Origin of the sequence: Calothrix sp. NIES-3974 (assembly GCF_002368395.1) — a bacterium.
GTDB lineage: Bacteria > Cyanobacteriota > Cyanobacteriia > Cyanobacteriales > Nostocaceae > NIES-3974.
On the sequence record NZ_AP018254.1, the window covers coordinates 652235 to 665311 of the forward strand.

The window sequence follows — 13077 nt, forward strand, 5'->3', positions numbered from 1 at the left end:
AGCACAGCAGATTTTTGATGCAGCGTCAAATTCAAGTTCAAGTTAAGAAACAATACAAAAAATGCGATCGCCAATTTATATCAGTAAAATTACTTATACTTAAGTCAATTAAAATGTGATAACCGTTTGATAGATGGAGTGGATAACATTACTGCAAAAGCAGCAATTAGACTTTGTAAAGCGGTTTGCATCTGGTTATGTACTCCACAACCCTTGTGTGGGTTTACATAGTGAATTGACGGTAATTACTGGTGAAAGGTTGATTTACCTGCGGGATTTCTGCTGGAAAATGGCGGAAAAGTATAAGCGGGTTTCCTCTGTACGGGATGTGTTCGTGAATTTTCTCAAGGGGAAATTGGGGGAAGAAGTGATCAAGGAAAGATTGGGGGGGTTGGTTTCGGAAGTGGATTATGCCAAACGTTGGGGTGGGGATGATAAAATCGACTTTACCCTCACTAGTAATCCGGAAATTGCGATCGCCGTTAAGTCCAGATGTGGTGATATTGATCGGGTGCGCTGGGCTGTAAGTTCCCAGGAAGTGGAAAAAAATGCAATTATCGCTTGTGTGTTGATTCAAGAGGAAGTTAGCGAAGCTGAAAATGAGTATCATCTATATTTGGCGGGTTTTTTGCCTAGTGAGATGGTAAAATTGCGCACGGGTCGGATTTTCTTTGGGATTAATCAGCTATTGTATGGTGGGGGGATGGCTGCGTATCTAGAGTTGCTTAACCAGCAATCAATGGGGGAGAAATCCGCTAATTCGTTATCAACACCACAACAATCGCAATCTGGAATTAATTTTACCCCCTTAAACCATGATATCAACCCAGATAACTACATCCAATATTATCGAGATTTAATGACTTTGCAAATAAAATTAGGGGATGATTATGTAGAAAAAGGCGAATTAGAAGCCGCAATTACAGCCTATCATCAAGCCTTAAACCTGAGTCATCAAAGTATGGACGACGTGCAGATTTATTATAAAATCGGGCTAACTCGTCAACAAATGCACGATTACGAAGGAGCAATTAGTGATTATCTAAATGCCATTGCCATCAATCCCAATTATGCACCAGCCTATCAAAAAATGGGACTAGCTCGATATCAAATCGGCGATTATGAAGGCGCATTAGCAGATTACACCTGTGCCATTCAAATCAATCCCCATGATATCCTATCCTACATCAACCGCGCCTACGCTCGCTCCCAACTCCACGACAACCAAGGAGCAATCGAAGACTATACCTACGCCATTCAACTGCAATCCCACACACCTGCAACCGACACAAATCAATCCAACCAGCACCAAGAAATCATCGAGCAAATCCTGGCAAATATTGAAATCAACCCCACCACAGCCGTAGAATATAAACAACGTGCCCATTCTCGCTACGACCTGGGAGATTACGAAGGTGCGATCGCTGACTATACCCAAGCTCTGCAAATTCATCCCAGCGACGCAGACACATACTACCAACGTGGGAAAGTCCACCATGAACGGGGGGACGAATATACTGCACTAGAAGACCTCAATCGTAGCATCCAACTCGACACCCATCAACCGGACGCATATTACCTGCGTGGTGAAATTTACGACGCAAAGGGAAACAAACAACTTGCACTTGCAGATATGCACCGTGCTGCGGAAATCTATCGTCACCAAGGAAAATTAGGAGAACATAAAAAAGTACGCGATCGCATTTTAGAATTGGATATAGAGCAATCCCTGGATTCCTTGAATTTCTAATTTTTAGAAATACAGGGAGTGGGGATTAGGGAGTAGGGAGTAGTGAATAGAAGGAAAATGAATTCGTTACTCAAGGCTTACAACTAATATCGATTCTCTTGTACTTTACAATAAATGAAACTAGAATAATCAAGGGTTATAGCTCCTGATATGTCAGTACCCGAACCAACAGCGATCGCCGGGTTTTTGCTACTAGGAAGTTATTTCGTTTATCATCGTCAGTACCAGAAAAAAGCTTGACAACGAAAGACTGAAAAACCTGGCATTTGTAATTTTCATAGCCTGTGAAAAGTGGAATTCTGAGGTGAAGGTGAATTGAACGAATTTTCAACTCTATAATCCTTGTCAACGATTTAATTTTTCAATAGACGAGGAGGTTTTTAAAAACTTTTATATTTCATGAGTATTACCTGTACAGACGCGACATGTCGTGTTTCTCCCCTGGGGGGTGACAATCTAGATTCAAAGGTTTATGCAGCAAGGATTATAGAATAGCGATCGCACAGTGACTCAAGAAGGAGTATCGCCTTAACGATCAAACTAAATTCAGAGCCAAGTTCAACGGAAAAATAAGGCTTTTGCCCGAAGCTTATTGATAATAGAATCAATAAAACGGAAAATGAAGTTTATCTTTATAATAACAGACCGGTTTAAAACTATTGCTGCATAGTAGTTTCAGAATTTTTCGTCACCCCCCCAGGTTTCTCCCAGTTCCCTACCCTCCCAACAAGACTTTGACAGCAAATCCTAATTAACTAAAGGTTGAATGCGTGCAGGGAAATTGGCACTTTGTAAAGCAGTAACAGCATTAATAGAATCTTGTACCCAAAATTGGCGACCTAGGCGTACTAATTGACGATATCCCCCAGCTTGGATGACTCCGATGACGGGAACTTTTGGTTTATCTTTGTCTCCAGCTTGTTCTTTGAGAATGGTTCTGAGTTTGTCCTGTTCTTCAAGTTGACTCGCTTGCTGGGGAGTTAACTCTACCATCACCATTTGGATATTTTCTACTGTTTCTGCGTCTTCCACGATTAATTGGGTTTGCTCATCGCGACGATCGACCTTACCCCAGATAATCAATCTCGCATCAACCTGTAATAAATTAAAAATTCGTTCATAGGTTTTCGGAAAAACCACAGCTTCAGTGGTGGTAGTTAAATCTTCGATTTGCAGAATTGCCATTGGATCACCTTTTTTGGTGACAACTTTTTTCACCCCATTCAACATGGCCACTGCACACACAAGGCTATTTTCTGCTTGTTCACCCAGTTGAACTAGATTAATGGGTGCTAAAATTTTCGCTGACTGACGAATACTTTTTAAGGGATGGTCAGAAACATAAAAACCAAGAAGTTCCTTTTCCATCCGTAATTTTTCTTGGGGGGGGAGGTCTGGTACTGGTTTGGCTTTGGGAGCGCTGTCGTAGGTATTTTTTGTCCCCTGTCCATTATCCAGACTACCGAAACTACCTCCTAATAAATCAAAAATATTCCCTTGACCTGTGGCTTTATCTTTAGCACGGGATTGAGCCCATTCATAAACCAATTCTGCATCCTTTAGCAGTTGTTGACGGTTAGGATCAAACTGGTCAAAGGCTCCACAATAAATGAGGGATTCCAGGGTACGTCGATTCACCGCTCGCAGATCGACGCGATCGCAAAAATCTGCTAAAGACGTAAATGGACCCCCTTCAGTTCGTGCAGATAAAATAGATGCGATCGCACCTTGACCGAGGTTGCGTACTGCTGATAAACCAAATAAAATTTTCCCATTAACGGGGGTAAAATCCAAACCTGACCGATTCACGTCCGGTGGTTCGATTTGGATATTCATACTCAAACAGGTGGAAATATATTTCTGTACCTTGTCGGTGTCATTACTATTAGCAGTCAACAAGGCTGCCATATATTCTAGGGGATAATTAGCCTTGAGGTAGGCTGTTTGATAGGTGACATAACCGTAGGCAGTGGAGTGGGATTTATTAAAACAATTGGATGCCACCAACCCACCATGAATGACAAAATTATGGTCTTGCTCCACACCAATATCATACACGTGATGGAGTCCCAATGATTTACGTGCAACAATTTTGACCATTATTGCCACCTCTACATCCCACAAACTTATTTTGGTATGTTTTCCATATTAGGCGATTTGTTAATCATACCCCATGAGAAATTAATTTTTGTTCCCAATATCCCCCATCATCCCGGTATTTTGGTAGGCTGCTTCGATATCCTGTAATATCCCCTGTTGATCTATGAACCGTCGCGAATTTATCACCCTATTTGGGATTGGCAGCATTGCCTCCAGTTTACCAATTGCGATCGCTGCTTGCACTTCCTCAGAACCAACTAAAACATCCCCATCCTCTGATTGGCAAAATATCGGTACAGTCTCTGAATTGGATCAAAAGGGTCAGTTACAATCCCCAAACTCCCCCATTGGTCCAGTTTTAGTTGTAGGGACATCCAAAACTGATATTATTGCCGTTGACCCCACCTGTCCCCATCAAGGTTGTAAGGTAGATTGGCAAAGCACAAACCAACAATTCCTCTGTCCCTGTCACCAGTCTGCATTTGCTCGCGATGGCAAGCGGTTAGCAGATCCTGCAACCCAAGCTTTGAAAACCTATGGGGTGAAAATTGAGGATGACGGAGTTTGGGTAAAGTCTATTTAGGGGAGGTTTTAAAAGTCGATTTGAATACTTAAAGTATCTAATACCGTTTACGCTAATGCTTACTACATATCAGGGGCTGTAACCGTTGATTATTCCAGTTTCATTTATTGCAAAGTACAAGAGAATCGATATCAGACTTACGCACCGTACAAAATAACTATGTAGGGCTTGCGGCAAAATAGTAAAGACGCGATATATCGCGTCTCTATATTTCACCAGGGATTAAAGGTGCTTTCCCAGTAGGTATGTAAGGCTGAAAAACCTGTCATTTGTCATTTTTGGGGTTTTGTGAAAAGTGGAATAATTGGGTTACAACTATTCCCTGTACGCGACATGTCGCGTCTCTCCCTGTTCCCTATCCCCACGAAAAGACTTTTAACCGCAGACCCTATATGGATTAACGCAAATAGGTTACTTCAGACTTTGATCGATCACCCATGAGGTTCTGCGATCGCCTAGCGACTTCAGAAGGAGTATCACCCTCAATCTGATTAAATATCTAGCTATAAGCCTTGAAAACTCTACCTGTTATTTTGGTTTTTCTGTCAATGTATAATATCGTTTACGCTAATGCTTGCTACATATCAGGGGCTGTAACCGTTGATTATTCTAGTGTTATTTATTGCAAAGTACAAGAGAATCAATATAACTCCTTCCTACAGATTCAAGCATTTTTCTCAAAAACAAGTGCGCTGATTTCACATCTGGCAATTCAAAACCCTTGCAAGGCTATTTTGACCGCCGAAAATGCTGTCATAATAGACACATCGGGCTGCAATATTTTGCATCTGTAATTTTTTTTGGATCTGTGAAAAGTTGAAATAGAGGGTAAAAGTAAAAATTATTCCCTCTTACCTGTTCTGAATTCCCGACACTAACTAAAAGATTTTTACAGCTAGTGAAATCATCATTTTCATTTTCGTTTCAAAATATTCATTATATTCATTGGAATGTTTCAATTATATTTCAATATTTACCCTTTGATTGTCAACAGCAAAATTTTCCCATATTGAGATTTTTTTACCGTCAGAATAATTCAGCACATCTACTGAAGTCACTCCATATAAATAGTTAATAATATAACCTATAGTCACGTCTATGACTGTGAGTGTGGCTAACTAAAACTAGCCACTGTTGCTGATTGTTGGGAAGGTGTAGGTTTATCCTTTATCTAGGGATTTTCCTGCATAACGGGCATCTCTTTCGATGCCCTTTTTTAATATAAATTTAATATTAAATTTATAGCCAGAGTTAGAGGATGTTTTAAAAGTCGATTTTAATGCTTACAGCAGATTCGAGGTTTATGAGGTACAGTAGCAACAATTAGTAAACCAATTTTTTAGATGCTTTGGATCAACTAATGTCAGTGCAATTTTAATTAAACCATCAACTACAGATGCACTTTTAGGAGAAAACTGTTTTAAGAACGCTTTTAATTGTGACCACCAATGTTCAATTGGATTAAATTCAGGGGAATAAGGAGATAGATAAAGAACACTTGCTCCTACAGATTCAATCAAAGGCTTAATCTCTTCGACTTTATGTGCTGGCAGATTATCCATTACAACGACTGCACCAACCCATAATTGTGGAAGTAAAAAATGCTCTACAAAAACTTTATAAGCTTCTCCATTCATTGAGCCATTTAAAGTCATCACAGCTAAGACTTTTTTGAAGCTAATTCCTCCAATTACACTTATTTTTGCACCTCGGTAATATGGTTTAAAATCATAAGCTCTACTCCCGCGATCGCTTCGAGCATGAGTTCTAGTCAAACCAAGCAAAACACCCATTTCGTCTATAAACACAAGGTTTTCTGGGTCTATGTGTTTTACTTTCTCCCAATATTCTAATCTCAGTTTTTGGACTCTTTCTGTTTTCGCTTGGCTGCTACGTAAAGTCTTTTTTTTCGAGTTAATTCTTGTTTTTGCAATGCACAACACATCACACTTGCACACACCCAAATGTTATATTTTTCTCCAAAATACTCGCAATATTCCAATAAAGTTAAATCCGGGTAACTTTGAACCATTTCTGCTAATTCGCTACCGTAATCATCTAGCTTACCCTTCATTGCTCCACCTTGCTTTTTGGGTTCTAGATGCCCTTCCAATCTTTTTTGCCTGATTAGCTTCTGCACATAGCTTTTTGCTATACCAAACTGCACAGCTACTCCTCGAATTGATGTATCACCCTTTTCGTAAGCACTTACTATTTTTTCTCGTAAATCGATTGAGTAGGGTTTCATTTTAATTTTTGATGCACTAATAACAAGTGTACCTCATTTACCTCGAAAGTGCTGTAAGAGACGTGACATGTCGCGTCTGTACGGGAATCGGGAGTAGTTTATAAAGAAAAATATACCATTTGAGCCTATTGACCGTCTTCAATTAAGTGATGGCTCAAGTGTTTATTAATACTTGATCAACATTCTCTGAGAAAATATATGATCATAGGATATGAACTCTAAATTCTGAGTTAGAGATCAGCTGAAATACTGATTATATAGTTGCCTATAAGCCCAATTATATTGTGGAAAGCATTATGAAATAGCTTTAAACTGAACAGACGTTAGCTATATTAAATGGCTAGAAATTAAATTTTCCAGGTTGCCATAATTTCCTTATATTAAGGGGAAAAGGACAAAGTAAAAATAATTATTTTGCCTCTTAACTTGTTTAAATAGCTAACCACTACCTATATAGGTTTAAAATACAATTCTACCACCTAGTTCTTCTAGCATTTGTTCCAATAATTCTTCCATCATTTCCTCTTGCATTGATTGTAAAACTCTTGGTCCTGCTAAAAATTGCTTAACTGTGATTTTTTTATCATGAAAATCTTTGACAAAATCACGAATTTCAGCAATTATGTTCACCTGCTGCTCTATTTGACCTAACATCATCTGCACAACATCAATCCCCTGCTTAGTGGCTTTGCGATAATCAGCAACCATTGCCCCTTCAGGGGTATTTTTCACTAACCGTAATTCGCGCTTTAATTCCTCATATTGCTTTTTAAGTAGTTGATTTTGCACCTTTAACCGCTTACAGGCACGGCTTAAATCATCTTCGCTATTACTATCAATCAACTCACCCGCTTCATGTTGTTTTTCAATCTCCAACAACTTGGCTAAATCACCTTCCTGATAAGCACGGTTAATTTCCTTCATAATTTCCGTATGCCGCATTTGAGTTTCAGCATCGGTGACTTTATCCGGGTGGAAAATTTCTGCTAATCGTAAAAAATAAGAGCGAATTTGTTTCGATTCACTACTACGAGGTGCAGATTCTCCCTCTACTTCTGGGGATTGTCCCATTTTCTCGCGAAATTGACGAAATTGCTCTCGAAATTCGTCATCAAATTCCTGGTCGAATTTTTCATGTTCCCGTTCTGCAAACATTTCATCTAATTCTTCGTCATCATCCTCATCAAATTCACCCTTGGGACTAACTATTCCCGCCGATTGTAAATTCCGGTAAACTGATTCGATTCCTCTACGAGTTTGTTTGCCTAATTTCCGGTTGCTAAGGATTTCTTGAAATAGCTGGTGAATCTCTTGATCGATGTCCGACATTTTTTTCACAATCGGACTCGCTTGATGGAAAATTTTCGTGGCGACGCTACGCATCTGTTCGACAAAGTTGCTTAACTCGGTGCGTTTACGTTTGATTTGCTTCAAAAGTGATTGATGCTCTTTTTCGAGGTTTTCTAGTTCAATGTGGAGAGAAGACAATGCTAGGGTTGCAGCTGTTGCCTGAGAAGTCTTTTTCTGCGCTGGAGATGGGACGCGTCTAGGCATGGGAAATTTTAGTGTTTGAGGGTGTTAGGGTTGGTATCAAAGTGTTAGCCATAATTATGATATCGGTTTTTCCCTCAATCCAGTTGATTTTTCATCATATAAATTATTATCAATTTTTCACCGTAATCTATCCATAATTTCCCTATTTATGCATTCTGATCCATTTCCTGGGAAAAGCCTCAGAAATTAATCTGATGATTTCCTCCTGTGATTGATTAGTTATTTAAATCTGTGAAAATCAAAAATAGTGCTTTTCCCCGGCTTCGCAACTTATTGACAAAAAAAATGGCTCTATTCTCAAGATTATTGACTCTATTCTCAATTCCCTGACGCAATCATCATCCTTTCAAGACTGATAATTGACATCTTGACAAAAATAATTGACATCTTGACAAAATATATGTACTATAGTGTAGATTGTTGCCAGAGCTTTTTAAATTTTTAAGAAACAATTTCATATAGATTTATTTAATAGTCATTATCTGTAACACATCTGACTTCATCGCATTTGCTGCATTTCCTGGGAAAAGTCTCAGAAATTAATCTGATAAATTCCTCCTGTGATTGATTAGTTATTTAAATCTGTGAAAATCAAAAATAGTGCTTTTCCCCGGCTTCGCAACTTATTGACAAAAAAATGGCTCTATTCTCAAGATTATTGACTCTATTCTCAATTCTCTGACGCAATCATCATCCTTTCAAGACTGATAATTGACATCTTGACAAAATATATGTACTATAGTGTATATTACTGCCAGAGCTATGTAGTATTAACGCATCAATTAATAATCACTATCAGCGACACATATTCCTTTGCATTTGATGCCATTAGTTGCGGTACGTAAACAGTGGTGACATAGTATTTCTTCCCGTGGCGCTTCCTGGTTGTTGGTGTTTGGGGAAGTAGGTGGTTGATTTGTTTGGGTTTGATTTTCTTGATTCATAAGCGGTGGTAGGGATAAATTTCCGGAAAAGATGTTTACATAGAATCGATTTCAGCTAATTCCATCCATCTTTCGGTGGCTTTTTCGATGGCGATTTTCAGATTTTCGATGTGTTCATACATTTGTTGGATTTGGGTGTACTTTTCGCCAGGTAATTGAGTGATCGCATGTTCAATCTCGGCTTTTTCCGTTTCTAATTGGGCGATTTTTTGTTCGAGTTGGGCAAATTCTCTTTGTTCCCAGTTCGATAAGCGTTTTTTCTTCTTGGGTTCGCTGTTGAGTTTTGATTCTTGCGCTTGTGTCTGGGTCTTGGCTGTAGTTGTTTCTTGTTCCCGTTCCTCAGCTTGTTTATAGTCTAAATAAATTGAATAATTACCGGGATATTGACGGATATTGCCATCGGATTCTAGGGCGAATATACTATCAACCACTCGGTCTAGAAAATAGCGATCGTGGGAGACGACAATGACACAACCACGAAAATCCTCTAAATATTCTTCCAATACCGCCAAGGTTTGCACATCCAAGTCATTGGTCGGTTCATCCAGAATGAGTACATTCGGCGCACCCATCAACACACGTAATAAAAATAGTCGGCGTTTTTCCCCACCGGAGAGTTTACTAATCGGTGCATATTGTTGATTGGGAGGAAATAAAAATCTTTCCAACATTTGGGAAGCGGTAATTTTTGTCCCATCGGCGATTTGGACGAATTCCCCTTCGGCTTTGATGTAATCAATTACCCGTTGATTGTCGTGACTAGCAGCGATTAAATCATCGGAGTGTTGGTCAAAATAGCCGATATGGACGGTTGCACCAATTTCTACATTTCCGGTATCTGGGGGAATTTTCCCAGTAATAATATTCATTAAAGTTGATTTACCAGCCCCATTACCACCAATAATTCCAATGCGGTCTTCGGGACTAAATTCGTAGGTAAAGTCTTTGATTAAAACTCGCTGGTTATAGGCTTTGGTGATATTTTCCAGGGCAATGACTTTTTTTCCTAAACGCCGACTTACTGCCGAAATTTCTACTTTACCCAGACTTTGTTTAAATTCTGTTTCCTGCATTGCCCGAATGCGTTCAATCCGGGCTTTCTGTTTAGTACTCCGGGCTTTTGGTCCACGCTTGAGCCATTCTAACTCTCGCCGTAATACACCTTGAAATTTTTGTTGGCTACTGGCTGCGGATTCCTCGGCTTGGGCTTTCTTTTCTAGATAGTAGGAGTAATTACCTGAGTAATTAAAAATATCAGCCCGATCAATTTCGATAATGCGATTTGTGACTTGATCGAGAAAATAGCGGTCGTGGGTGACTACAAATAAAGCTCCCCGGTAACGGTGATTTAGGTAACTTTGCAGCCATTCCACTGAATTTGCGTCTAAATGGTTGGTTGGCTCATCCATTAAGAGTAAATCTGGCTCATGTAGTAGGGCAGAAGCCAGAGCAATTCGCTTGCGATAACCACCAGAAAGACTACCAACTGGGGCATGGAAATCAGTAATTCCCAACTTTGACAAAATCATTTTCGCATTGGTTTCCAAATCCCAAGCATTATTCCCATCCATTTGTTGCGTCAGGGATGATAAACGTCCTAATAATTGGCTATTATCAGGTTCATGGGCTAATTGTTGGGAAACCTCTTCATATTCCCGCACTAAATTCATCCGCTCACCCGCGTCCGCAAAAATCTGTTCCAGAACGGTATTTTCTGGGTTAACATCGGGTTGCTGGGGTAGATAAACGATATTTGCACCACTATTAACAATAATTTCCCCGCCATCAATGGGTTCGATCCCGGCAATTATTTTCAGCAAAGTGGACTTCCCAGAGCCATTTGTACCAATTAATCCCACTTTATCAACAGCATCAATACTAAAGCTGGCATCACGTAGAATTTCCTTGATGCCAAAGTCTTTGCGAACAGATTGGAGGGTTATCAGACTCATGGGATGAAAGGATTTTGGATTTTGGATTGATGCATTGACAGGAAATAACCAATGGGGGGTATGTGTTTGAGTTTAACCTAGTTTTTTGGCGATCGCGGTTGATTTGAACTTGTTCCTAATTTTGCGAACAGATTGGAGGGTAAAGGATTTTGGATTTTGGATTTTAGATTGATGCATTGACAGGAAATAACCAATGGGGGTATGTGTTTGAGTTTAACCTAGTTTTTTGGCGATCGCGGTTGATTTGAACTTGTTCCTAATTAGGAAGCAAGTTTCCGGAGTTTGTGGGAAATGAATGGGATGTAAGTCCCAAGAAGGAGGATTTAGGAATAGAGACGCTGCGCTGGAACGTCTCTACATCCCTTCCTCGGAGACGGGGTGTTTTGATTGACACCAATTTGACAAACTAACAAACTTTGGGTTGGAACCGGGACGCAGTGAATATGCCTCCACTTACCCATACTTAGACAAATAGGTCTAGTGGTAGATGACCATACATTTCGTTGATTCCATTTTGGGAATTAGACTGACAGGAAATTAACACACCGCGATGATGTCCGGAGTAGGAATCGATGTAGCAGAGACCGTTTTTACCGTTCAGTTTGATGTATACCGGACCTTCCATCATTGGTAGATTGCTGGGAGGTTCGTATCCTAGAGCTAGGGAATAGGTTTTCATCGCCAGTAATCCCTCCTCTGCGGTATCAGCACAAATACCCAGAATCAAGTAATCCGAGAGTCGTGTCATGAGGATTAGTGACTGACGGATTAGGGGTTTATCAGAATTTTTAATTGCTGGGGCAATATCGACGCAGTTAAATTTATTCAGGATTTTTCTTGCGTCTTGATAGCTGAGATGGCGCTGATTTTGGCTGGACATAATCTGCGTGTTTTTGACTGAGGGTGGGCTAGGTGGAACTATTGACGTACACTCGACGATTCCAGGTTGGATCGAAAAAAGTAAAATTCAAAAGACCTCAATAACTAGATTAAGTCTAGATTACACGGATTGTTGAGATTGCTGGGTATGGGACATTACTGGCAAATTGGTGGTTGGGGAAAACATCATGACATCACAATTTGTTAAGGGTGTACTTCTGGACTTAATTGATGGTTTGGGTGTTTCATGTCTGGGCGATTTGGGTTGGGTTGGCGTTTGCGATCGGAGTATATGGGTAGGGTTGGTTGACCAAAACCCATAATAACCGGAAATTAGTTGATAGGGCGACTCCTCTGATATATCCTACAGGATGGTAGAAATGGAAAAAGTTGAGTTAATTAAATAATCATGAATGGTTTGATTTAAACTACTTGAGCCAAGGGGGGATTCTCGGAAAAAATTCCCGAATAATTTCCCTGCGATCGCTGATTTTTTTGTAACTGAGGATATTTACCAGCAATAAATAAGCATTTATTACTATATAATAATTATTCCGTAACATCTACTTGCGAGGGAATGAGAAATCACAGCGAGCAATTCAAAAGAATTGGCAAAGCGCTATGAAGTCACTACAGATGTGCTGATGTCAAACGGACGTGGGGGTTAGGGTGAAAATAGGAGTTAACATCGAGATGATAATCCTTAGACCTGATCACAAACAACACCAAGATAACTTCTGTGATTTTTTCCCATCCCAACCATTTTTTTTGATTCTGTAGAATACACGGTTTATACCATTTCCCGAAAACTTGATACTGTTATTTCCCTGTATTTACCCTGTTTGCAGCAACACATCAATCTGTAAGTAAAACGGTATTACCTACTATATATTTCATCCTGGAACAAACCCTTAACTAAAAGCAATACCCTAAAGGGGTATGTTTTGTAGTGTGATTTTGGCTGAGTACATCAAGGTGACACCCGATGGCAAGTGGCTACGGGTTTACATGTCGTTTGGACACAACCAAACAAGAACATAGCTCATTCCCTACTCCCGTACAGACGC

11 protein-coding genes are annotated in these 13077 nt (G+C 39.8%); 4 read left to right on the forward strand and 7 right to left on the reverse strand.

All coding sequences use genetic code 11. The features are described 5' to 3' along the window. Positions 1-133: 133 nt before the first annotated feature. Positions 134-1750 (forward strand): tetratricopeptide repeat protein, encoded by a 1617-nt coding sequence (locus tag CDC37_RS02475; RefSeq protein WP_096620330.1) that lies wholly within the window; start codon positions 134-136, stop codon positions 1748-1750. A gap of 150 nt (positions 1751-1900) precedes the next feature. Further along, on the forward strand, positions 1901-1990 hold the full coding sequence (locus tag CDC37_RS02480) for a PEP-CTERM sorting domain-containing protein (RefSeq protein WP_096620331.1): 90 nt from the start codon (positions 1901-1903) through the stop codon (positions 1988-1990). Positions 1991-2497: 507 nt separating this feature from the next. Here the strand turns inward: CDC37_RS02480 and CDC37_RS02485 are convergent. Continuing rightward, the gene (locus CDC37_RS02485; RefSeq protein ID WP_096620332.1) at positions 2498-3850 is read right to left on the reverse strand and encodes a helix-hairpin-helix domain-containing protein; all 1353 of its coding nucleotides are present in this window, start codon (positions 3848-3850) and stop codon (positions 2498-2500) included. A gap of 163 nt (positions 3851-4013) precedes the next feature. Between CDC37_RS02485 and CDC37_RS02490 the strand changes: the two genes are divergently transcribed. After that, positions 4014-4433, forward strand: coding sequence for a QcrA and Rieske domain-containing protein (locus CDC37_RS02490; RefSeq protein ID WP_096620333.1), 420 nt, complete (start codon positions 4014-4016; stop codon positions 4431-4433). A 1301-nt stretch (positions 4434-5734) separates the two neighbouring features. Here the strand turns inward: CDC37_RS02490 and CDC37_RS23890 are convergent. The 6 genes from CDC37_RS23890 to CDC37_RS02515 all read right to left on the reverse strand — a co-directional run bounded on the left by CDC37_RS23890 (position 5735) and on the right by CDC37_RS02515 (position 12011). Next, positions 5735-6391, reverse strand: coding sequence for an IS630 family transposase (locus CDC37_RS23890; protein WP_330220810.1), 657 nt, complete (start codon positions 6389-6391; stop codon positions 5735-5737). Continuing rightward, positions 6289-6681 (reverse strand): helix-turn-helix domain-containing protein, encoded by a 393-nt coding sequence (locus tag CDC37_RS24845; protein ID WP_096619923.1) that lies wholly within the window; start codon positions 6679-6681, stop codon positions 6289-6291. Before CDC37_RS24845 ends, CDC37_RS23890 begins: the two co-directional genes overlap by 103 nt. Positions 6682-7140: 459 nt before the next feature. Next, the gene (locus CDC37_RS02505) at positions 7141-8235 is read right to left on the reverse strand and encodes a J domain-containing protein (protein ID WP_096620334.1); all 1095 of its coding nucleotides are present in this window, start codon (positions 8233-8235) and stop codon (positions 7141-7143) included. A 782-nt stretch (positions 8236-9017) separates the two neighbouring features. Beyond that, positions 9018-9179, reverse strand: coding sequence for a hypothetical protein (locus CDC37_RS24660; RefSeq protein WP_172892746.1), 162 nt, complete (start codon positions 9177-9179; stop codon positions 9018-9020). A gap of 35 nt (positions 9180-9214) precedes the next feature. Next, on the reverse strand, positions 9215-11131 hold the full coding sequence (locus CDC37_RS02510) for an ABC-F family ATP-binding cassette domain-containing protein (RefSeq protein ID WP_096620335.1): 1917 nt from the start codon (positions 11129-11131) through the stop codon (positions 9215-9217). Positions 11132-11594: 463 nt separating this feature from the next. Then, entirely contained in the window at positions 11595-12011 is a 417-nt protein-coding gene (locus CDC37_RS02515; RefSeq protein ID WP_096620336.1) for a DUF1824 family protein, read from the reverse strand. Positions 12012-12198: 187 nt separating this feature from the next. On the opposite strand from CDC37_RS02515, the gene CDC37_RS25385 reads away from it, so the two are divergent. Next, positions 12199-12333, forward strand: a complete 135-nt coding sequence (locus CDC37_RS25385; RefSeq protein ID WP_255408883.1) for a hypothetical protein — start codon at positions 12199-12201, stop codon at positions 12331-12333. Positions 12334-13077: the final 744 nt, after the last annotated feature.